This is a genomic window from Pseudoalteromonas sp. NZS71 (assembly GCF_015864715.1).
Classification (GTDB): domain Bacteria; phylum Pseudomonadota; class Gammaproteobacteria; order Enterobacterales; family Alteromonadaceae; genus Pseudoalteromonas; species Pseudoalteromonas arctica.
The window spans coordinates 1-23,292 of sequence record NZ_JADYWS010000017.1 but is presented as its reverse complement, the minus strand read 5'-3'; the positions used below and the strand labels follow the sequence as shown (position 1 = coordinate 23,292).

At 40.6% G+C, this 23,292-nt stretch carries 22 protein-coding genes; 7 read left to right on the top strand and 15 right to left on the bottom strand.

Going from position 1 to position 23,292, the window contains the following annotated elements:
- Nucleotides 1-7 precede the first annotated feature (7 nt).
- Genes cydX through cydC form a run of 3 tightly spaced genes read left to right on the top strand, consistent with a single transcriptional unit; the run spans nt 8 to nt 3,693 of the window.
- Entirely contained in the window at nt 8-172 is a 165-nt protein-coding gene (gene cydX / locus I6E85_RS12340) for a cytochrome bd-I oxidase subunit CydX (protein WP_002958303.1), read from the top strand.
- Nucleotides 162-1,955 carry a thiol reductant ABC exporter subunit CydD gene (cydD, locus tag I6E85_RS12335; protein WP_024590728.1) on the top strand — a complete coding sequence of 598 codons (1,794 nt, stop codon included), beginning with the start codon at nt 162-164 and terminating at the stop codon, nt 1,953-1,955. Before cydX ends, cydD begins: the two co-directional genes overlap by 11 nt.
- Complete coding sequence (gene cydC, locus I6E85_RS12330) at nt 1,948-3,693, top strand: thiol reductant ABC exporter subunit CydC (RefSeq protein WP_024590727.1); 1,746 nt, start codon at nt 1,948-1,950, stop codon at nt 3,691-3,693. The genes cydD and cydC overlap by 8 nt, the downstream gene beginning before the upstream one ends.
- Here the strand turns inward: cydC and I6E85_RS12325 are convergent.
- The 14 genes from I6E85_RS12325 to rpsB all read right to left on the bottom strand — a co-directional run bounded on the left by I6E85_RS12325 (nt 3,676) and on the right by rpsB (nt 17,035).
- Nucleotides 3,676-4,068, bottom strand: a complete 393-nt coding sequence (locus I6E85_RS12325; protein ID WP_024590726.1) for a septal ring lytic transglycosylase RlpA family protein — start codon at nt 4,066-4,068, stop codon at nt 3,676-3,678. The genes cydC and I6E85_RS12325 overlap by 18 nt on opposite strands.
- Before the next feature lie 146 nt (nt 4,069-4,214).
- A complete protein-coding gene (gene lpxA, locus I6E85_RS12320; protein WP_024590725.1) occupies nt 4,215-4,985 on the bottom strand; it encodes an acyl-ACP--UDP-N-acetylglucosamine O-acyltransferase in 771 nt (256 codons plus the stop codon).
- A gap of 2 nt (nt 4,986-4,987) precedes the next feature.
- Complete coding sequence (gene fabZ / locus I6E85_RS12315) at nt 4,988-5,440, bottom strand: 3-hydroxyacyl-ACP dehydratase FabZ (RefSeq protein WP_007580997.1); 453 nt, start codon at nt 5,438-5,440, stop codon at nt 4,988-4,990.
- A gap of 26 nt (nt 5,441-5,466) precedes the next feature.
- Nucleotides 5,467-6,489 carry a UDP-3-O-(3-hydroxymyristoyl)glucosamine N-acyltransferase gene (lpxD, locus tag I6E85_RS12310; RefSeq protein WP_197236977.1) on the bottom strand — a complete coding sequence of 341 codons (1,023 nt, stop codon included), beginning with the start codon at nt 6,487-6,489 and terminating at the stop codon, nt 5,467-5,469.
- A gap of 7 nt (nt 6,490-6,496) precedes the next feature.
- Nucleotides 6,497-7,015 (bottom strand): OmpH family outer membrane protein, encoded by a 519-nt coding sequence (locus I6E85_RS12305; RefSeq protein ID WP_007580993.1) that lies wholly within the window; start codon nt 7,013-7,015, stop codon nt 6,497-6,499.
- Nucleotides 7,016-7,025: 10 nt separating this feature from the next.
- Nucleotides 7,026-9,497, bottom strand: a complete 2,472-nt coding sequence (bamA, locus tag I6E85_RS12300) for an outer membrane protein assembly factor BamA (protein ID WP_007580991.1) — start codon at nt 9,495-9,497, stop codon at nt 7,026-7,028.
- 96 nt (nt 9,498-9,593) lie between these two features.
- Entirely contained in the window at nt 9,594-10,946 is a 1,353-nt protein-coding gene (rseP, locus tag I6E85_RS12295; protein ID WP_169061113.1) for a sigma E protease regulator RseP, read from the bottom strand.
- A gap of 1 nt (nt 10,947) precedes the next feature.
- Nucleotides 10,948-12,153 (bottom strand): 1-deoxy-D-xylulose-5-phosphate reductoisomerase, encoded by a 1,206-nt coding sequence (gene ispC, locus I6E85_RS12290; protein ID WP_024590724.1) that lies wholly within the window; start codon nt 12,151-12,153, stop codon nt 10,948-10,950.
- Nucleotides 12,150-13,016 (bottom strand): phosphatidate cytidylyltransferase, encoded by an 867-nt coding sequence (locus tag I6E85_RS12285; protein ID WP_007580986.1) that lies wholly within the window; start codon nt 13,014-13,016, stop codon nt 12,150-12,152. The genes ispC and I6E85_RS12285 overlap by 4 nt, the downstream gene beginning before the upstream one ends.
- 19 nt (nt 13,017-13,035) lie before the next feature.
- On the bottom strand, nt 13,036-13,815 hold the full coding sequence (locus tag I6E85_RS12280) for an isoprenyl transferase (protein WP_197236976.1): 780 nt from the start codon (nt 13,813-13,815) through the stop codon (nt 13,036-13,038).
- A 58-nt stretch (nt 13,816-13,873) separates the two neighbouring features.
- On the bottom strand, nt 13,874-14,431 hold the full coding sequence (gene frr / locus I6E85_RS12275) for a ribosome recycling factor (protein WP_024599058.1): 558 nt from the start codon (nt 14,429-14,431) through the stop codon (nt 13,874-13,876).
- Between the two features lie 13 nt (nt 14,432-14,444).
- Nucleotides 14,445-15,194, bottom strand: a complete 750-nt coding sequence (gene pyrH / locus I6E85_RS12270) for a UMP kinase (RefSeq protein WP_007580982.1) — start codon at nt 15,192-15,194, stop codon at nt 14,445-14,447.
- Between the two features lie 157 nt (nt 15,195-15,351).
- Nucleotides 15,352-16,203 carry a translation elongation factor Ts gene (tsf, locus tag I6E85_RS12265; protein ID WP_007580981.1) on the bottom strand — a complete coding sequence of 284 codons (852 nt, stop codon included), beginning with the start codon at nt 16,201-16,203 and terminating at the stop codon, nt 15,352-15,354.
- A gap of 103 nt (nt 16,204-16,306) precedes the next feature.
- On the bottom strand, nt 16,307-17,035 hold the full coding sequence (rpsB, locus tag I6E85_RS12260) for a 30S ribosomal protein S2 (RefSeq protein WP_007580978.1): 729 nt from the start codon (nt 17,033-17,035) through the stop codon (nt 16,307-16,309).
- A 271-nt stretch (nt 17,036-17,306) separates the two neighbouring features.
- Here rpsB and map point away from each other — a divergent pair, with 271 nt between their 5' ends.
- The 4 genes from map to I6E85_RS12240 all read left to right on the top strand — a co-directional run bounded on the left by map (nt 17,307) and on the right by I6E85_RS12240 (nt 22,707).
- The gene (gene map, locus I6E85_RS12255) at nt 17,307-18,092 is read left to right on the top strand and encodes a type I methionyl aminopeptidase (RefSeq protein WP_007580976.1); all 786 of its coding nucleotides are present in this window, start codon (nt 17,307-17,309) and stop codon (nt 18,090-18,092) included.
- A 66-nt stretch (nt 18,093-18,158) separates the two neighbouring features.
- Nucleotides 18,159-20,777 carry a [protein-PII] uridylyltransferase gene (glnD, locus tag I6E85_RS12250; protein ID WP_007580974.1) on the top strand — a complete coding sequence of 873 codons (2,619 nt, stop codon included), beginning with the start codon at nt 18,159-18,161 and terminating at the stop codon, nt 20,775-20,777.
- A gap of 9 nt (nt 20,778-20,786) precedes the next feature.
- Nucleotides 20,787-21,614, top strand: a complete 828-nt coding sequence (gene dapD / locus I6E85_RS12245) for a 2,3,4,5-tetrahydropyridine-2,6-dicarboxylate N-succinyltransferase (RefSeq protein WP_002958324.1) — start codon at nt 20,787-20,789, stop codon at nt 21,612-21,614.
- A 229-nt stretch (nt 21,615-21,843) separates the two neighbouring features.
- On the top strand, nt 21,844-22,707 hold the full coding sequence (locus tag I6E85_RS12240; protein WP_197236975.1) for a hypothetical protein: 864 nt from the start codon (nt 21,844-21,846) through the stop codon (nt 22,705-22,707).
- A gap of 12 nt (nt 22,708-22,719) precedes the next feature.
- Here the strand turns inward: I6E85_RS12240 and I6E85_RS12235 are convergent.
- The coding region (locus I6E85_RS12235) for an IS30 family transposase (RefSeq protein ID WP_197236974.1) at nt 22,720-23,292 on the bottom strand (573 nt) is incomplete at its 5' end.

Here is a 23,292-nt window from a genome sequence, read left to right as displayed (position 1 = left end):
CTAAACTATGTGGTATTTCGCTTGGATTTTAGGTGTACTTTTGGCCTGTACCTTAGGTGTAATAAATGTAATGTGGTACGAATTTCATCAAAATAAAAACAGCATTGCTGATGATGAACAAGCCATGCACGATTTATTAAACGATGCTAACAACACAAAAGATGACGACTAACCCCCGACCAGATCGCGCGCAGCAGCAATCACTGCGCGCTTTTTTAAAGCGTCAAAGTAAACCCGCTGCAGTGTGGTTAAAGTTAAGCATTGCACTGGGTACTTTTAACGCATTACTGATGATTGCAGGTGCTTATTTACTTGCGCAAACTATTCACAACGTTATGTTTGAAGGTAATAATTTAGCCCAAGTTACTCATTTATTATGGCCCTTAGCAGGCATTATTTTATTGCGCGCGGTGTTTTTAGCATTAAGCGAACGCTTGAGTGCATATGCTGCACTTAAAATAAAATCGGCTATGCGCCAAACACTTCTAAATAAGCTCAGCTTACTTGGGCCAAGCTATATAGAACAACACGGCCAAGGCGCTACATTAAATACCCTACATAATGGCGTAGAAGCACTCCACGACTATTATGCTAAATACCTACCTGGTGCTGCTTACAGCGCGCTTATCCCGCTGGCAATATTGGTTGTTATTTTTCCGACAGATTATAAAGCTGGGTTGATATTTTTATTAACCGCCCCGCTCATTCCTTTTTTCATGATTTTAGTAGGCTCAAAAGCCGAAGCTTTAAACCAAAAACGCTGGAAGCAACTTGCTGTACTGGGCAATTACTTTTTTGACCGCGTACAAGGTTTAACTCAACTCAAGCTATTTAATGCAACACGTACCGAGCTTAAACAAATAGCTAAAATTTCAGATGATTTTAGACACGCTACACTCGATGTTTTAAAAATCGCGTTTTTATCATCATTTGCACTTGAGTTTTTAGCCACTATTAGCGTGGCATTAGTCGCAGTAATTATTGGTTTTAGACTGTTTTTTGGCACTCTTGATTTTGCTACTGGCTTTGTGGTGCTACTTTTAGCGCCTGAATTTTATTTACCACTGCGCCAGCTAGGTAGCCATTACCATGCACGCTTACAAGGCATTAGTGCCGCTGCCGATATGGTTGCGATTTTAAATGCACCACTGCCAAGTGACGAAAATGCGTCAGTGACTACAAGCACGCCTGAAAACAATTTAACTTTAAATACAATTAACTCCATAAGTATTACCGACCTTAATTTTATATACCCAGATAGTAACGAAGGGATTAAAAATATAAATTTAACACTGCCAAATAAAGGCTTAATTGCCGTTGTGGGCAGTAGTGGCTCAGGTAAAAGTACGTTGTTTGATTGCTTATTAGGGTTTCACCCTGAGGTGATAAACCACCTATCTATTAATGGGCAGAGTTTAAGTACAACCGATATTACTTACCTGCAAAATAACATTGCATGGATACCACAAAAAGCGACACTGTTTTACGACACTATTGCTGCCAACATTAAATTGGCCAAACCAACTGCCACACAGCAAGAGCTTGAACATGCAGCAAAGCAAGCTGGTGTGCTTGAATTTATAAATACCCTACCCGATGGTTTTAACACACTGATAGGTGAGCAAGGGGAAGGACTTTCTGGCGGGCAAAAGCAACGCATCGCACTCGCACGTGCATTCATAAAACAAGCACCAGTTTTAGTGCTTGATGAGCCTACAGCGCACCTTGATAGCCAAACAGAGCTGCTTATTCAAGATGCTATTAATGAATATGCTAAAAATAACTTAGTATTAGTCATTGCTCATCGATTAAATACCGTTAAACATGCCAGCAATATCATTGTTATGCACGATGGGAAAATAGCTGAGCAAGGTCACTTTGAGGCACTTGCAGCGCAAAATGGTGCATTTTCTGATTTATTAAAAACGGCCAAACAAGGGGTTGCGCATGCATAATTTTATTCGCTTATTAAAGCTTTGTGCTCCTCATTATAAAGCGATGCTATTGGGTACATTTTTAGCAACGATTACGGTATTAGCTAATGTGGGCTTGTTGGCTATTTCTGGCTGGTTTTTAGCGTCAATGGCGGCTGCAGGTCTTGCGGGCGTGCAAATGAACTACTTTACTCCAGCAGGAACGATTCGGTTTTTAGCAATTGTACGAACTGCATCGCGCTATGGCGAACGCCTAGTTACTCATAACGCCACGTTTTTATTACTAAGTGAAATACGTACCAATGTATTTGCAACGTTAAGCAAGCTTAACAATGTTGATTTAGCAATGAGCCGCAGCGCTGATCTAGTTAACCGATTACAAAACGATGTAGACGCACTCGACAAGTTTTATTTAAACGTTTTACTTCCTATGCTGGTCGCTCTTTTAAGTGTGCCAATCATCATGCTGTTTATGTCGGCCTATAATGGCAACGTCGCCCTTATTTGCTTTACTGGCATTATACTTATTGGTGTGGTTATACCTGCCCTACTCAGCGCAAAGCTCACTAAAAACAGCCACAAAGAAACACAACTTAGTGCACAACTTCGCTCTGAGCTTTCAGATACACTTACAGGCCTTAGAGAGCTTAGTATTTATCAAGCCCGTTCGCAGCAGCTTAATAAGTGCGACGAATTAAGCGAGCAGTACAATCAGCAATTATTTATTCGCCACAAAGCACTGGCAAACTCAGATGGGTTAAGCTTATTGGTTGTTCAATTAGCGATGCTTGCTAGCATAGTAACCATTGTCCCACTGGTTTACGCCAACAGTATGGTAAATGTAGAACTTGCTATGTTAAGCCTGTTTGTACTGGCAAGCTTTGAAAGTGTATTGCTACTACCCAATGCGTTTATAGAGCTTCCTAGTGTATTAAAAGCAGCAGAGCGGTTGTTTACACTTGAAGATAAAGCCGCTAACTCACAAGTTAAAGATACACATGTAGACGTTAATGAAAACTTTAGCGCGCAAAACCACACGCTAGCACTTAACAATATTAGCTACCAATATGGTGAGCAAACAGCGCTTACTAATATCAGTTTTGAGCTAATGCCCCAGCAAAAAGTAGCGATTGTAGGTAGAAGCGGCAGCGGTAAAACAACGCTTGTCAATCTACTTACTGGTTTATGGCCTTTACAACAAGGCAGCATAACGCTAAACAATCAAAATAGCGTTGTTGACTTACATTCGTTAAATAATGATATACGCGCAAGTGTGATAAATATATTAGCCCAGCAACACCATATTTTTGATGGCACACTGAGTGAAAATTTACGTTATGCCGCGCCAAATGCAACTAAAGAGCAAATGATTGAAGCGCTCTCATTAGCGCAATTAAGCCCTTGGTTTAATGAGCTAAAAGAAGGTTTAAAAACACGATTAGGCACTGGCGGGCGTAATGTGTCGCAAGGTCAGTCTAGACGTATAGCTATTGCACAAGCATTACTTAAAAGTCCGGCTATTTTAGTTCTTGATGAACCAACAGAAGGTCTTGATAATCAGTCTAAGCAAGGGGTAATGCAAGCAATAATGCATGTTATGAATAACGCGAGCGTGCTCACAATTACGCACGATCCCGCTCTACTTGCTCAAATGGATAATGTTGTATGGTTGGAAGGCGGTAAAGTAGTCGCACAAGGCTCTCATAAAGAGCTCAGTGGGGCTTATCCTGGTTATGTTGCGCTAACTACCCGGTTTTAAAACCTTTACTGATACATCAATAACGCCGACCTTAGGGTCGGCTATCTTTTTAAACATACTTTTTGATAAATCAATAATACGACCTCGCACATACGGGCCTCTATCGTTAATTCTTACCGTGACTGATTTGTTATTGGCTAGATTGGTAACAACCACCGTAGTACCAAAATCGAATTCTAAATGGGCTGCCGTGGCGGCTTGTTGGCTAAAGCGCTCTCCGTTGGCGGTTGTTCCTCCGTGGTATTTATCAGCATAAAAAGATGCTTTCCCAACTTGAGTGATTTCTCCAGCAGATGATTTAACAATAGGCTGGCTACTACAAGCGGCTAAAACTGAAGTAATAAAAAGAGTGACTACTAACTTAGGTAAACGCATAGGACGGCTTTTATTATATAAATTACCCGCATACTAACTCAATTACCCTGAGTATTAACTGAATTAGCTTAAAGCAGGGCAATAAAAAACCACCTTCGATTTATCATCTAGGGTGGTTTTTTTAATGCTTAAAGCAAACCCGCGAATTATCTTACGATGCCGCGCTCTGAGTTTTTAACAAAGTCGACCATCAATTTCACAGCAGGATACTTTGCGGCATCTTCACTAAGCGACTCAATAGCTTCTTCAGCACCTAAGCTTTTACGATAAAATGCTTTGTATGCACGGCGTACAGCCATAATTTCATCACTTTCGAAACCACGACGCTTCATGCCTTCTTTATTGATAGCTGCAGGGCCTGCTGGCATACCAATGGTAGTAACAAATGGTGGTACATCTTTGTTAACACCTGAATACATACCAATAAAGGCATGTGCGCCAATTTTACAAAACTGATGAACACCCGAATTACCACCAAGGATAACCCAGTCACCAACATGTACATGGCCGGCCACACTTGCGTTGTTAGCAAAAATTACGTTATCGCCAATTACCGCGTCATGTGCAACGTGTGTATAAGCCATAAACAAATTATTACTACCAATTTTAGTAACGCCTTCGTCTTGAATCGTACCACGGTGAATAGTGGCACATTCACGGATAACGTTGTTATCACCCATGATTAATGTGGTTGGCTCGTTGTTGTATTTTTTGTCTTGGCAGGCTTCGCCTACAGACGCGAACTGAAAAATATGATTGCCAGAGCCAATAGTTGACGGCCCTTTAACAACAACGTGAGACTCAATAATACAGTTATCACCGATAACAACATCATTGCCAATATAACTATACGGACCAACTGAGACATTGTTGCCTAGTTTAGCGCCAGGTTCGATTATTGCTGTAGAATGGATCACTATTAAAACTCTCTTCTCGCACACATAATTTCGGCACTACACACTATTTTGCCGTCGACTCTAGCTTCTGCAGCAAACTTCCAAATGTTGCGACGTTCTTTTAAAAACTCAACATGAAGATGCATTGTATCACCAGGAATTACAGGTTGTTTAAAACGTGCGTTATCAACAGCAGCAAACAAATACAATTCGTTTTCGCTACGGTTTTCTACTGTTTTAAAACCTAATAAACCCGTTGCTTGCGCCATTGATTCTAATATTAGCACACCAGGAAAAATTGGCTGATTTGGAAAGTGCCCAGTAAAAATTGGTTCATTTATAGAAACATTTTTAATAGCATGTAAAGACTTGCCAGGTGTAAAATCAATAACACGATCAATTAATAGCATCGGGTAACGGTGCGGTAATAAACTTAAAATTTCTTGAATATCAAGGCTATTTAATTCGTTTGCCAAAATAGCATCCTTATTAGTGTTCAACGTTATGACTTAGCCAATGCTTCAAGCGCTTTAAGACGAGATTTCATGTCTGAAAGGTTACGCAAGTGAGCTATTGATTTACGCCATTCTTTGTTTGTTGTATGGGGCATACCAGATGAGTAAATACCTGGTTCGGTGATTGATTTTGTCACCATACTCATGCCGGTAATTATAACACCATCACATACAGACATGTGACCATTAATTGCAACCATGCCACCAATTTGACAGTTCTTGCCAATGGTAACGCTTCCTGCAAGTACAGTGCAGCCCGCTATTGCGGTGCCTGAATTAACTTCAACGTTGTGCGCTATTTGACACTGATTATCGATAATAACATTGCTATGAATGATGGTATTGTCCAGTGCACCACGATCAATTGTCGTACTTGCACCAATTTCAACTTTGTTGCCTATGATCACTGAACCAAGTTGAGGTATCTTAACCCACTGCCCGCGCTCATTTGCATAACCAAACCCATCACTACCTACAACACTATTTGCTTGAAACAAACAATCTGAACCAATTTCAACATCGTGATAAATAGTCACACTAGGCCAAAGCTTAGTGCCAGAACCTATTTTAACACGTTCCCCGATAAAACTGTTCGGACCAATTTGCGCGTTGTCACCTATCACTGCATGAGCTTCAATGACTGCGTTAGCACCAATAGCGGCGCTATCACTAACAATCGCTGTTGAATGAACAGTTGCACTTGGATGAATACCCGTCGAGGCTGAGCTTGGTGTTGTATCCATAAATTGCGCTAATTTTGCGTAACTTACATACGGATTAGCAACAATAATTTTGCTGCCACTAAAGTACTCTGCATCGGCTTGGCTTACTATTACAGCACTAGCTTGAGTAGTTTCAAGTTGCGATCGATATTTTGAGTTCGCTAAAAATGCAATATGCCCAGAATGGGCATTTGCAAGTGTCGCTATTTTTTTTATTTCTAAAGCGCCATCACCCTGAAGTTCGGCGCCTAGAAGTTCCGCAATTTGCGAAAGCGTATAATTTTGCATAGAGTGATTATTTCTTACTAACAGCGGCTACAACTTTAGATGAAAGATCAGTCACTTCTTTAGGGTTAAAGTAAATAGTAGTGTCTTTTACTTTAACTTCGTCGAAGTCGCCGTCTTTAGCAATCTCTTCAATTGTTTTGATGATTACACCTTGAACTTTAGCAAGCTCTTGGTTTTGACGCGCTTTAATTTCTTGCTCTAAAGGGCGACCTTGTTCAGCAAGATTTTTTTGCATGCCCTGAATTTTTTCACGCAGAGTATCTTTTTGAGCTTGGCTCATAGTTGTACTTTCACGTTTAAATTTTTCAGCTTCAAAACGAATATCGCCTTGTAACTTTTCAAGCTCTTGACGACGTTCAGCAAACTCAGTTTGTAAAGACTGTTCAATTTTAGCCATTTGAGGAATTTGCTTGTAGATTTCCTGCATATCAACAATACCCACTTTGTGTGCAAATGCATTCACAGAAGTACCCATCATTAACGTTGCTAAAACTGCTACAGCTGTTGATTTAAATAATTTTTTCACAAAAACTCCTTTAGAAAGTGTTACTAATGTTAAAGCTGATGGTTTTCGTATCGTCATCTTCTTCTTTTTGCAATGGATACGCAAAACTGATCAGCATTGGACCCATTGGAGAGATCCATTGTAATGAAAGACCGGTTGAAACCCTAAAACGCATTGGGTCTGAATAGTCATCTAATTTAGCACGTTCATCAACGCCTAAGTTTTGATAGCGGTCTACGTTAAACTCAGTATCCCATACGTTTGCAGCATCAACAAAGAAGCTAGTACGTACAGAGCTGGTATTTTCTTCATCTAAGAATGGTGTAGGAACAATTAGCTCCATACCTGCCACTGCTTTAGCATTACCACCAATACGACCTTGTGGCACTAGAATATCAAATTCTGATGCACCACCAATGCTACCGGTTGTAGTACCGTCTGCACCTGGCGTACCCGGAATAGACTGCGGTATACGCGACACAGCACGTGGTAATATTGTATTACGGTCAAAGCCACGTAGTTCCATTTCCGTTATACGGAAGTACTCTTGGAATGGAAGTGTTTGCTCATACCCGTTTGTAGAACCATAACCATTACCATAACCAAGTGCTGCACGCGTTGAGAATACCCAACGGTGGTCATTTGATATAGGCCAGTAAAAACGCGAATCGTAGTTCAGTTTAAAGTACTGAAGATCTGAGTTAGGCGTTGTTGCTGTTAAGTTTAGAGTTTGACGCGAACCCGCTGTTGGGAATAAACCACGGTTAACGGTGATACGCGACCAGCCAACACTCAGCTCATACTTAGTAAAGTCAAAGCCTGCATCTGGGTTATCTGGATCTAAGAATGTTTCACGAAGTACACGCGTTTGCTCGTACTCTGCAATATCCGAAAGCTCTTCTTTAATCCAACGGGCGCCAAAGTTAACACGATTTACAGCATCAATTGGAAAACCAATATTTGTGCCTAAACCATAACTTTTCGATTTATATTCAACAAGACTGAATTTACTTGCATCGTAGTTTCTGTAAAAGATGCTACTGCCTTGCGATACACCATCTGGCGTAAAGTATGGGTCTGTGTACGATAAGCTTAAGCTTTCAGAACCTGTAGACGTATTAAGGTTTAAACCAATTTGGTTACCTGTGCCTAAAAAGTTAGATTCTGTTACACCAATATTAAACTGCAGACCTAAGTAAGAACCATAAGCAAGACCAGCATTAAAGCTACCTGCAGATTGCTCTTTTACAGTAAAGTCTACATCTACTTGGTCATCCACACCGGGTACAGGCACTACGTTAAAATCAACAGTTTCCATGTAAGGCAAACGTTGAATTTGTAGTTTTGAACGCTCAAGGTTTTGATTAGATAACCATGCGCCTTCAAGTTGTGTCATTTCACGACGAAGTACTTCATCTGCCGTATTTTGGTTACCGCCAACAATAATACGACGAACGTATACACGCTTACCTGGATTAACCGATAGTGTTAATTGTACTTCTTGCTTTTCGTCGTCAATTTCTGGAATTGTACGCACTTCAGCATTAGCGTAACCAAAACGTGCTAAGTAGCTTTTAATAAACTCTTCAGATGAAGTAACTACAGAACCGTTATAAAGCTCACCCGCTCTAAGTGGGATAACACTTTTAATTAAGTCTTCACGGCCAAGCAAGTCACCAATAAAGTCAAAACCTTTAACCTTATATTTTACGCCTTCAGTTAAGTTAGCTGTAACGTAAACTGATTCACGTTCAGGGCTCACTGAAACTTGCGTTGAGTCGATATTAAAACGTAGGTAACCACGGTCTAAATAATAACTACGAATTTTTTCTAAATCGCCTTCAATGGTTTGCTTTTGGTAACGGTCGCTACCCATAAACTGCCACCAAGGTAAATCTTGCTGCGATTCAGCAAGTTTAAGAAGCTCTTCATTAGAAAAAAGTTCATTACCCACTAAGTTAATTTGGCGGATAGAAGCAGCATCACCTTCATCAAACTCTAACTTAAGTTTAACGCGGTTACGTGGCAGCTTAGTAATACTGATATCTACTTTAGCGTTGTATTTACCGATGCTGTGGAAAAACTCAACTAAGCCTTTTTCGATACTATCGATAACGGTTTTATCAAGTGGTTCACCTTGGCGAATATCTTGCTGATCAAGAGACTCATTAAGCTGCTCGTCTTTAATGTCTTTATTGCCTTCAAACTCAATAAAGCTGATGGTAGGACGTTCCGTTACTTTAAAAATAACGTTGTTGCCATCACGAAGTGCTTTTATGTTATCAAAGTGCCCAGAACGATAAAGTGACTTTATTGTTTTTGAAATCGTATAGTCATCAACATTATCGCCTACGTTAATAGGAATATGTGTTAGCGCTGCACCAAGTGCTACGCGCTGCAAACCTTCAACTTTCAGGTCTTCAACAATAAAGGAGTTTTGGCCTAGGGCTGCAAAACTTGCACCCAATAAACTTGTTATTGCCAAATGTTTTTTTATAGCCATTTTATTATCTTTATCCTTTACAACTGTATTACCGCATAACACCTTACTAGTGGTGCTTTACAATCGTGTTCTAATTAGTAATTTGCCACGCTGTAACTACAAACGCGATACATCATTGAACAAAGCGAAACATGTTAGAAAAATGAGCAACAAGGCACCCACTTTAAAACCAAACTCTTGTGTCTTTTCAGAGACCGGCTTTTTACGAAAAAGTTCAATTATGTAATACATTAAGTGTCCGCCATCAAGCACTGGTAAGGGTAATAAATTAAATACACCCAAGTTAACGCTTATTAAGGCTAAAAAGCTTAAAAAGGCCACTAACCCATAGCTTACGCTAGTTCCAGCGCCTACTGCAATGCCCACAGGACCACTTAAATTTTTAACCGAAACCTGGCCTGTAATTAAATTACCAATCATGTCAAAACTGAGTGTAATTAAGCGCCACGTTTCTTTTGTGCCTCGCACGATACTATCGAGCGGGCCGTAATGCCTTGTCTCTACATAGCCATCAGGCCATTGCTGTACAACAGGAGCAACACCTAAAAAGCCTTGCTCAATACCGTTATTATCAATGCGCCCTTTAGGGGTAACTATAATGGCTTGTATAGTATCTTGTCTTTTTACACTAAATTGTAAAGATTTGTTAGCTGATTGCGTAATAAGATTAACTAATTGCTGCCAATTGCTTATTGTTTCACCGTTTACAGCCAAAATTGTGTCGTTAACTTGTAAATTAGCGTGTTCTGCGGCTGAGTCTTTAGTTACGGCGGCAATTGTTAAAGTTGCTTGAGGTCTAAATGGCACAATACCTAACGAACTTAATGGTGGTACGTCTCGCTGGTCAAGCTTCCAACCCTCTAAATTAAGCGTTTTAACGCGTGGTTGAAGGTTTTTATCACGAACAATAACTTCAACGCTTTCTTCGCCTAAGTTAGACATAAGCGCAAACGTGGCATCTTGCCATGTCGTTATGTCATCATCACCAATTTTTATAATATGTTGAGAAGGCATAATGCCCGCCTGCTCTGCGCGACTGCCTTCGGTTATGCTGCCAACAACTGGCTTAACCGATTGCACACCTACCATGTACATCACCGCAAGAGCAAAAATGGCAAACAAAAAGTTAGCCATTGGTCCCGCAGCAACAATAGCAATACGCGCTTGTACAGATTTAGAGTTAAACGACAAGTGGCGTTGATTTGCTGGTACGTCATCAACTCGCTCATCAAGCATTTTTACATAACCACCTAATGGAATAGCGGCAATCACGTATTCGGTATTATATTTGTCATGCCATTTTAACAGTGGCTTACCAAAACCAATTGAAAAACGCAGCACTTTAACGCCCATTTTTCGTGCAACCCAAAAATGGCCATATTCATGTATGGCCACTAAAATACCAAGCGCTAAAATAAATGAGCCAAGATTCCAAAAAAAATCAAACATATTAATGCGCCACTTTTGTTATAAATTCTGAAGCGCTAATACGCGCTAATTTATCACACTCTAAAATTTCATCTAGGCTTTGCACATTGGTGTAAGTTGCAGCTTCTAGCGTCTGTGCATTTATTTTGTATATATCGGTAAAACCAATTTTACCGTTTAAGAATGCGCCCACAGCTATTTCATTTGCTGCATTAACCGTTGTTGTCGCGCCCTGCCCTGCACTACACGCATCAATTGCTAATTGTAAATTTGGATAACGAGAAAAATCAGGTTTAGTAAACGAAAAATCACAAATGTCAGAGAAGTTTAACGGTTTAACACCCGCATTAATTCGCTCAGGATACGCAAGTGCATGGGCAATTGGCGTGCGCATATCGGGGTTACCCATTTGCGCTAAAATAGAACCATCGTGGTACTGCACCATTGAATGAATGATACTTTGTGGATGAATAACCACATCAATATCACTCGCATCACAATTGAATAACCACTTAGCTTCAATAAACTCTAAGCCTTTGTTCATCATAGTTGCGGAATCTACTGATATTTTTTGACCCATCGACCAGTTAGGGTGTGCAACGGCTTCACTTACGGTTACATCTTTTAACGTATTTATATCACGCGTTAAAAATGGGCCACCAGAGCCGGTAAGCAAAATTTTACTTACGCCATGTTGCTGTAATTTTTGATCGCCTTTGGCATTTTGTAACGAAGACGGTAGGCATTGAAAAATTGCATTATGTTCGCTATCTATTGGCAGCAAAGTGGCTTTATGTTGTTTAACTTTATCAATAAACAACTGACCTGACATAACTAAAGATTCTTTATTAGCTAGTAGTACTTTTTTACCCGCTTCAACAGCACTTAATGTAGGTAGTAAACCAGCTGCACCTACAATTGCCGACATTACAATGTCAACATCAGGATGAGCACATAAGTCACTCATTGCTTGCTCACCGTGCATAACAAGAGTTTGGCACTGAGTATTAGCTAAATACGCAGATAATTGCTCTGCGGCCTGCTGGTTAGCCATAATCGCATAAAGCGGTTCATGTTCAATACACAACTCCGCCATTTTCTTTGCATTTTGTCCTGCAGCCAAAACAAAAACATCAAATAACTCTTTATTGCGCGACACAACATCAAGTGTACTTAAACCAATTGAGCCCGTTGCGCCTAAAATAACCAGCAATTGCTTTTGGCTCATAAACTAAGAGTCCACGCATAGCACATAACAAACATTGGAGCAGCAGCCGTTAAGCTGTCAATTCTATCTAAAATACCGCCGTGTCCTGGTAAACATCGACCGCTATCTTTTAAACCAGCTTCACGTTTAAACATGCTTTCCAGTAAATCACCTACCGCAGAAAACAACGCAATAAATGCTGTCATTATCGCGTACACAGGCCATACAACTAAATCAACATCGGTAAAGTGACAAAATGCTAATACAAAAATAATAGAAGCGACTACACCGCCTGCTAACCCTTCAATTGTTTTATTAGGGCTTACTTTAGGCATTAACTTATGTTTACCAAAACTTTTACCCGTAAAGTAAGCACCCACATCTGCGCTCCATACAATACCAAGTACCACTAAAATTAGCACCGAACCAAAATGAGTTGATTCAGCATATTGCGCGCTACGTAGTGTATTTAGAGCAAGCCATAGCGGTACAAGCGTGAGTAGCCCTGCAATGCCGCGCATAACTAGGCCTTCATTCCACGCTTTAGCCATTTCTGGGTAGCGCCAAATTAAATAGCTAGCAACAATCCACCAAGCAAACGAAAGCGTAAATACGTAATTTGCATCACCGACTAGCTTGCCATTTTCCCATAATGATTCAATAGGCCAATGTAAATTAAGCAAGGCAAGTAAAGCGCCAATAAACACAACAAAGGCAGCACGTTTAAGCTTGTCGCAAAGGCCCATAAATGCAGACCATTCCCATGCGCCTAATAATACAATTGCACCAGCAAAGTAACTAAATAACGTAAGCGGTGTATAAAAAACCAAAGCCAATGCTAATGGAGCTAGCACTAGAGAGGTTAAAATTCGTTGTTTTAACAAAATGTGACCCTTATTCTATTTAGGTTTGAGCGAGTAATTGTTTTATTTGTTCGCCCGTACAACCAAAACGTCGCTCTCTGGCAACGTAACACGCAATGGCCTCAGCAAATGCTGCTTCATTAAAATCTGGCCAAAGTGTCTCGGTAAAGTAAAGTTCTGCATAAGCAACTTGCCATAGTAAAAAATTACTAATACGAACATCGCCACCAGTGCGAATAAGTAAATCAGGTTCTGCCTGATCTGCCATGCTCATATGCTGTGCTAAGCGCTCTTCTGTAATATCTTCTGCGTTTAGTGTGCCCTGCGCAACTTGCAAAGCAAGTTGTTTTGCCGCATTGGCAACATCCCAACGACCACCGTAATTAGCTGCAACATTTAAACGCAACCCGGTGTTATTTTCAGTCAGCTTATGCGCAGCGTCTACCTTGCTACGTAATCCTTCAGAAAATCGTGATAAGTCTCCAATAATGGTCAGTTTTACATTGTTTTTATGAAGCTTTTTAACTTCCTTTGTTAAAACAAATAAGAAAAGCTCCATTAAAGTGTTTACTTCGTCTTCAGGGCGGCGCCAGTTTTCACTACTAAAAGCAAATAAGGTTAACGATTGTATCCCTAATTTAGTACAAAACTGAACAGATTGACGAACTGCGTCTACGCCTTTTTTATGCCCATACACACGAGGTCTATTTCTAGCTTGCGCCCAACGTCCGTTCCCATCCATGATGATAGCAACATGTTTGGGTAAACATTGCTGTGAAATTTTGTCAGCATCTAGAACCATAAATATCGAGTATTCCATAAAAAAACGCCGCCTAGTATACCCTAGACGGCGTTTCAAAACTAATAATTTTAGTTGCTTAGATTTCCATCAATTCTGTTTCTTTGGCAGCTAATAAAGTATCCATTTCTTTAATAAACTTATCAGTAAGCTTTTGAATCGCATCATCTGATTGACGCGCTTCATCTTCAGATATGTCTTTATCTTTTAATAAACCCTTTACATCGCCATTTGCATCACGACGAATGTTACGAATAGCAACACGACCGCCTTCAACTTCAGCACGTACAATTTTGATTAGGTCTTTACGACGCTCTTCTGTAAGTGGAGGAAGTGGTACGCGAATAACAGTACCTGCCGACATAGGGTTTAAACCTAAGTCAGATGCCATAATTGCTTTTTCAACCGCTTGCGCTAAAGACTTATCAAATACACCAATAGCAAGTGTACGAGAATCTTCAATTGTTACGTTAGCAACTTGGTTTAAAGGCGTTGGTGCACCGTAGTACGACACCATAATGCCATCTAGGATTGCAGGATGTGCACGGCCAGTACGAATTTTAGATAATTGGCTACCTAGTGCAGTTACACTTTTTTGCATGCGCGCTTGCGCGTCTTTTTGAATATCGTTAATCACGGTTTAATCCTAATTATTTGATTATTTCATCTGAGGCTTGTGAAGAAATAAGTGTACCTTCTTCTTCACCCATAATTACGCGTTTTAGCGCGCCTGATTTATTCATGTTAAATACGCTCAATGGCATATTGTGATCGCGGGCTAGAGTAAATGCCGCTAAATCCATAACTTTTAATTCTTTTTCAATGATTTCATTGTAGCTTAAGTGGGTATAAAGCGTCGCATCTGGATTTTTAACAGGGTCATCACTGTATACGCCATCAACCTTAGTCGCTTTAATTACCGTATCCGCTTCAATTTCGATACCGCGTAAACATGCTGCAGAATCGGTAGTAAAAAATGGGTTACCAGTACCCGCTGCAAAAATGACTACACGACCAGTTTTCAATAAACTAATTGCTTCAGCCCAGTTATAAGCGTCACATACACCATTAAGCGGAATAGCCGACATAAGACGACAATTTACAAATGCACGGTGTAGCGCATCACGCATTGCAAGGCCGTTCATAACCGTTGCAAGCATACCCATGTGATCGCCTACTACGCGATTCATACCTGCTTCTGCAAGTGATCCACCGCGTAAAAAGTTACCTCCACCAATAACTAAACCCACTTCTACGTCGAGCTCTACTAGCTCTTTAATTTCTTGTGCCATACGGTCTAAAACTTTAGGGTCGATGCCGAAGCCTTCGTCTCCCATTAAAGCTTCACCACTTAATTTGAGAAGAACACGTCTAAAAATAGGTTTGCGATTGATAGTCATAGTATTGGGGCCAACTTTTATTGAATTATGGATAAAAAATAACCGCGCTTATGTTAAACATAAAAGCGCGGTTATTTTAAAGAATTTCTAGCTGCGAAGCAAAACCAAATAGTACTTTAATTGCATCTAATTTCATTATCCTTCACAAATAGTAATCTTACTTAGCTTTAGCAGCAGCAATTTGAGCAGCAACTTCAGCAGCAAAATCTTCTTCTTTCTTCTCGATACCTTCACCAACTTCTACACGTACGAAGCTAGTAACTGTTGCGTTTTTCTCTTTAAGAATATCGCCAACAGTTTTCTTAGGCTCCATGATGAAAGCTTGACCAGTAAGAGAAACCTCACCAGTGAATTTTTTCATGCGGCCAACAACCATCTTCTCAGCGATTTCAGCAGGCTTGCCTTCATTCATCGCGATTTCGATTTGTACTTGCTTTTCTTTAGCAACAACGTCAGCTGGTACATCTGAAGGTGTTAAGTATTCAGGGCTAGATGCAGCAACGTGCATTGCAACGTGCTTAAGTGTTTCTTCATCAGCAACACCCGCAACAACAACACCGATACGATCGCCATGACGGTACTCAACTAGGTTTTCACCAGTTACGTACTGTAAACGACGTACATTGATGTTTTCGCCAATTTTAGTTACTAGCTCAACACGGTCTTCTTCAAACTTAGCTTGTAAGTCTTCGATAGAGATAGTGTCAGCAATTGCAGCGTCAGCAACTTTGTTAGCAAATGCTAAGAAGCTTACGTCTTTTGCAACGAAATCTGTTTGACAGTTAACTTCTACTAGTACTGCAACACCCGCGTTTTGCTTGATGATGATAGTACCTTCAGCAGCAATGTTACCTGCTTTTTTAGCAGCTTTAGCAGCGCCACTTTTACGCATGTTTTCAATCGCTAACTCGATGTCGCCATCAGTCTCAGTTAACGCTTTTTTACAATCCATCATGCCAGCGCCTGTGCGCTCGCGTAATTCTTTAACTAGGGCAGTAGTTACAGCCATTAGTAAATCCTCAAATCTGAAATCAGGTTAGATAAGCGGGTTACCCGCTCGACAAGAATAGCAAGTCTTCACCTTAAAAAGATGAAGACTTGATGACAGCTAATTACTCAGCTTCAACGAAATCGTCTTTCTCAGCTTGAGCAACGATGTTATTCTCGCGACCTTCAGTAATAGCAGCTGCAACAGCGCTAGTGTAAAGGCTTACAGCACGGATAGCATCATCGTTACCAGGTACGATGTAATCAACACCGTCTGGGTTAGAGTTAGTATCTACGATTGCAACAACTGGAATACCTAGGTTGTTTGCTTCACGGATAGCAATGTGCTCGTGGTCAGCATCGATAACGAAAAGCGCGTCTGGAAGACCGCCCATGTTTTTGATACCACCAAGGCTCTTTTCAAGCTTTTCCATTTCGCGGTTAAGCGTTAACGTTTCTTTCTTAGTTAATTTCTCGAAAGTTCCGTCTTGGCTTTGTGCTTCAAGGTCTTTAAGACGCTTGATTGATTGACGTACAGTTTTCCAGTTAGTCAACATACCACCTAACCAACGGTGATTTACGAAGAACTGGTCGCTTTCTAAAGCAGCTGATTTAACTGCGTCGCTTGCTGCGCGCTTAGTACCAACGAAAAGAACTTTACCTTTGTTTGCTGCAGCACTTGATAAAAACTTAAGTGCGTCGTTGAACATTGGTACAGTTTGCTCAAGGTTGATGATATGTACACGGTTACGTGTGCCGAAGATGAAAGGCTTCATCTTAGGGTTCCAGTAACGTGCTTGGTGACCAAAGTGAACACCAGCTTGAAGCATATCGCGCATTGAAACGTTTGCCATTTTATAGATCCTCTATAGTTGTTTAGGGTTAGGCCTCCACATATCCCATAGCACCAACACCGAAGTAATTAAACTTCAAATGCACCCAAGTGTATGTGACGATACGTGTGTGTGTTAAAATAAAATTGTGTTTGCCTTAAATACAAAAAATCATTTAAGAATTTATTTGTAAAAAGACGGCGCGCTTTATACCATATTAAAATTAAATACTCAACGTCGCGTGCAAAATTTGTTCGACGATAAATGTTAAAAACTCAACTTTGGAGCCTCAATGAGCGCTATTATCAAGACCCCTGAAGAAATAGAGAAAATGCGCGTAGCTGGGCGCTTAGCGGCCGATGTACTTGAAATGATCGGCCCTCATGTAGTGCCAGGTGTTACCACCGATGAGCTAAATACACTTTGTCATGATTATATTGTTAATGTGCAACAAGCAATCCCTGCTCCGTTAAATTATCATGGCTTTCCAAAATCAGTTTGTACGTCAGTTAATCATGTTATTTGTCACGGAATTCCAAATGACAAAGCATTAAAAGAAGGCGACAGTGTAAATATCGACGTAACTGTCATTAAAGATGGCTACCATGGCGACACATCTAAAATGTTCCACGTTGGTACACCAAACATTCAAGCTAAGCGTCTTGCAGAAGTAACACAAGAAAGCTTATACCTTGCTATTAAAATGGTAAAACCAGGTGTGCGCTTGGGTGATATTGGCTCAGCAATTCAAAAATATGCAGAGAGCTTTAACTACTCAATTGTACGTGAATATTGCGGCCACGGTATCGGCGCAGGATTTCATGAAGAACCACAAATAATGCATTACGGTAAAGCCGGTACTGGCGAAGCCCTAAAAGCAGGTATGTGTTTAACTATTGAACCTATGGTTAATGCGGGTAAACGCCAATGTAAGCTTCTTAAAGATGATTGGACAGTAGTAACACGCGACCGTAGTTTGTCTGCACAGTGGGAACATACTTTATTAGTGACTGAAAATGGTGTTGAAATTTTAACGCTACGATCAGATGATACTATCGAGCGGATCATAGAACACTAATAAAACCGAAACACTTGATAAGAAAATTCTTATCCGTGTGAAAGGTTCAACAAGGAGCCAGCCCACGTGGCATTACCCAACAAAGTAAAAAAGTTGCTTAGCGATGCAGAGCAACTTAGTGATTATCGCGATTGTTCTAGCTATTTTTATAAATGGTTACATAACGAATTTTCTAAACAACCGGTTGGGAATTTAATTAATGCCCGGGCTGAGTTTATTGACCGCCTACTCATTAAGCTTTTTCATGTTTACGACTTAGCGCGCGAACCTGATTTAGCATTAATAGCGGTAGGCGGATACGGACGTGGTGAGCTACATCCCTACTCCGACATCGATTTTTTATTGCTTGTAACTAAACCGCCAAGCGAAGAAATATGCGAAAAAATAGGCCAGTTTGTCACCATGCTATGGGATCTCAACTTAGAGATTGGTCACAGCGTGCGTACAATAGAACAAGCCATTGAGCAAAAACGTGAAGACGTTACTTTTGCCACCAGCTTGCTCGAAAGCCGCCTTATTTTTGGTAACCACATTGAGTTTGAAAAACTCAAAATGCATATTCTTGAAACGCCAGTATGGCGCTCAGGTGAATTTTTTACTGCCAAAGTTCAAGAACAAAACTTACGCCACAGAAAGTGCCACGGCACAGCGTATAATCTTGAGCCAAACATTAAAGAAAACCCCGGTGGTCTGCGCGACTTACAAACTATTATTTGGGTGGCAAAAAAGCATTTTAGAACCGAAACCCTGCAAGAGTTAATAAGCCACGGATACTTAACTCACGAAGAGTTTCAAGAGCTTTCTGAGTGCCTAGAAAACCTATGGAACATTCGCTTTGCACTGCATTTAGCTGCAGGTCGAGCTGAAAACCGCTTATTGTTTGATCATCAACCGCAAGCTGCCGAAATTTTAGGTTTTGGTAGCGACGGCAAAGCCTCCGTTGAGCGTATGATGAAACGCTTATTTAGAATAATGAGCCGCGTGCGCGAGCTTAACCAAATGCTACTTTCATACTTTGAACAAAGCATAATGCCCGAAAGTAGTGCTGTGGCAGCAATAGAACTCGACAGAAACTTTGAGCAAGTAGGTCATCAAATACGCGTAAAAGATCCGTCGGTATTTTTTAGACGCGACCAACTCTTTGTATTGTTTGAGCACATAGCCGATAACCCAGCAATAACGCATATTTACCCAAGTACTATTCGTACTATTCGCCAAGTGCGCCGTCGTTTATTGGGCGATTTGCAAGATTACGCAGCCTGTCGCGAAGCCTTTTTACGCTTAGTTAAACATCCTAACGGCATGGGCCGCGCATTTACGCTCATGCACAAGCACGGCATGCTTGCCGCCTACTTACCGCAGTGGCGTAATATATTTGGGCAAATGCAGTTTGATTTGTTTCACGCCTACACCGTAGATGAGCACACTCACAAATTAATCAAAAACATTTACGAATATTTTGATAAAACAGGCATTAGCGAGTTTCCTATTTGCAGTGAAATAGTCACTCGAATGGACAAACCAGAGCTACTTTATTTAGCCGGTATATTTCACGACATTGCTAAAGGCCGAGGTGGCGACCACTCAGAACTTGGCGCTGTTGACGCAATAGCATTTGCTAAATTACATGGTTTTTCATCGGTGGATGCAAAGCTCGTTGCATGGCTTGTAAGTAATCATTTACTTATGTCGGTTACCGCACAGCGTAAAGACATTAACGATCCTGCTGTAATAAAAGACTTCGCTACACGCGTTAAAACAGAGCGCCAACTCGACTACTTATATTGTTTAACCGTTGCCGACATACGTGCAACCAACGACAACTTATGGAACGATTGGAAAAACACCCTACTGCGAGAGCTCTACTTACACACGCAGCGCGCTTTGCGTCTAGGGCTCGAAAACCCAATGGATCAACGCGACCAAATTCGCGACAAAAAGCACCAAGCTAAACAACGCTTAATAAATCTGGGTTATCAAGAGGAAAAAATTGATTTAATTTGGAGCCGCTTTAAAGCCAACTACTTTACCGCCTTTAGTGAACAGCAAATATCATGGCAAAGTGAGCATTTATTAAGTAGCACAGACTTAAGCCAGCCAAGTGTTGTTGTATCTAACAAAGCTATGCATGGTGGCACACAAGTATTTGTATACAGCCCCTACTCTGGCCCACTGTTTGCCCGATTAGTAAGTGTGATTGGCTCTAAAAAAGCGCAAATACAACATGCGCAAGTACTGACCACAAAAGACGGTTACGTCTTGTTTAGCTTTGTAATACTTGAAGTAAGTGGCGACCCTATTGCAAGTGGTCGAGCGCAATCAATTAAACGTGGGCTTGAGCAAGCACTGAGCGATCCGCGTAAAAAGATTCGCTTTAAAAAGAGCCGCTCGCAACGCTTTAAAGATTTTAATATTAAACCTAAAATTGTGTTGCGCCCACATGCACGCAAAGACCGTAGCTTAATAGAAATTCAAGCCGTCGATATACAAGGTTTACTAACCAAAATAGCCGAAGTTTTCCAAGCGCATTTACTACACATTCACGCTGCCCGCATTACAACGGTAGGTGAACGTGCCGAGGATTTCTTTGTCGTATCTAATAACGAATACCAAGCGCTGACTGATGAAGAGCAAGCAAAAATTCATCAGGCATTACGTAAAAAATTCAACGCCGAAACAGAATAGAGGACACACATGTCAGATTTAAAAACGATGATCGAAAACGCATGGGACAACCGCGATAGCATTAGCCCAAGCACAGTATCAAGCGACGTAAAACAAGCCATTATTGACGCACTTGATTTACTTGATAGCGGCGCAGCACGCGTTGCTGAAAAAATATCAGGTGAATGGGTTGTACACCAGTGGCTTAAAAAAGCAGTATTACTGTCGTTTCGTATTCGCGACAACCAACCAATGAACGACGGCGTAAACCAGTTTTACGACAAAGTACCGCTTAAATTTAGCGACTACACACCAGAGCAGTTCCAGCAAGGCGGTATGCGCGTAGTGCCAAACGCAGTAGCACGTAAAGGCAGCTTTGTAGGTAAAAACGTCGTACTTATGCCATCGTACGTAAACATTGGCGCATACGTTGACGACGGCACCATGGTTGATACATGGGCAACTGTAGGCTCGTGTGCACAAATTGGTAAGAACGTACATTTATCAGGTGGCGTTGGCATAGGCGGCGTTTTAGAGCCTCTACAAGCTAACCCAACCATCATTGAAGACAACTGTTTTATTGGCGCACGTTCTGAAATTGTGGAAGGCGTAATTGTTGAAGAAGGCGCAGTAATTTCAATGGGTGTTTACATAAGCCAAAGCACCCGTATTTATGACCGCGAAACTGGCGAAATTCACTACGGCCGCGTACCAGCAGGCGCAGTAGTTGTACCAGGCGCACTACCGTCAAAAGATGGCACCCACAGCCTATACGCTGCAATCATCGTGAAAAAAGTAGATAAACAAACACGTGAAAAAGTAGGCATAAACGCCCTACTACGCTCAATTGATGAGTAATAGTAAATTGGGTTGAGTGAAACGAAACCCAACGATACGTTGAAGTGAAGTGTTTTAGCTGAACTTTAATTGTATATAGAAAGCTCTAAGCCCTTTGGGTTTAGAGCTTTTTTGCTATTAATAATAAGCTGATAAGCAATAAATATAATTCACAGTTCCTAATTCGTTAAACTTTTACATAACCAGATTATTACGTTAAATTATTAAAAACTTAAATAGATAAAATAATATGCATAATCAAGAACAAGGTAGTTTTTTTGATCTTTTTAAAGATAGGCCTCTCATTTTTACTTTTGTCTGGGCATTCTGCTTATTAAATTGGAAGAGTATTTGGTGGTTTTTAGCTGAACCTTTAAAATTCAGCATAAAACTAAACACATATGAAGAACTAGGCTTTGGCTTCTACATTTGCTCCCCTATCGTGTTAACAATTTTAGCTACTATTTTCTATCCTCTTGCAGTACATATACCTAATTTTTTCAAAGAGTATTGGCAAAAAAAGTATGACTCTTTCAAAGCAAATCGGGAGCCTGCTAAATTTATTCCCATTGAGAAATACGAAAAATTAGATAAACAATTTCAGGATGAGAGCCAGAAAGCCACAAGTGCTATAAAGGAAACTCTAGAGTACCGAGAAGACTCATCTAAAAAGCAAAGTCAAATTGATAAACTGAAAATTACAGAAAAACAGCAACTTGATGAAATCAACAAGCTAACAGAGCAAAACCAGAAAATTAAAGACGACTTATTACATAGCAACCAACAGTTCGAGGAGATGTCGGAGAAATTTTCCAGCTCAGCTGAAGAACACCTAACACTCACCAAAACACTTCAACAATATAAAGAGCAAGCTGAAAAAATAGAAGATAAATACCAAACCTTATTAGATAGGAATTATAAATTAAAACAAAAACATCTCTCTCTAAGGCATGAAGTGTCAATGCGAACACACAAAGAAAATACAAAATTTGAACTTGATATTAATAGAAAAAATGAGATTTCAAGTAAATTCCCTAATGAAAAACCCAAATATTTTGTCGAAAATTTTAACCAAATAATGGGCACTCCTTTTATTGCGCGGATTCAAATCTGAAGTGCATAACGTTTAGGCGGCTTTAGCCGCCAAGTGATCCTGCATCAATTTTGCAGGCGTTTCAAATCCAAGTGTCTTCCTCGGACGATTATTAAGTTGCTCAAGTACGGGTATAACTTGCGCTGGTGTTACCGCCTTAAAATCTGTGCTCTTCGGCCAATACTGGCGTAGTAATCCATTCGTGTTTTCATTCAATCCGCGCTCCCATGAGTGATAAGGGTGAGCAAAATAAACAGGAACACTTAAAGCCTCTGTGATTTGATCGTGATAAGCGAACTCTTTTCCATTGTCAGCCGTGATGCTATGAAGCGCTGACCTATATGGCCTTAATAGTTCTATCGTCGCCGCAGTGACGGCTTCCGCTGTTTTTCCTGCCACCTGAGTTGATACAGTGAATTGGGTAACCCGCTCTACAATGGTAACAAGGGCGCCTCGATGACCTTTGCCTATGACGGTATCTATTTCCCAATCTCCGATACGGCCTTTCTCATCAACTATTTGTGGGCGCTCTTCAATGCTAACGCGATTTTTTATTTGCCCTCGGTTTGTTTTACCATGACTGCGCTTGTGATATTTCTTACCGTG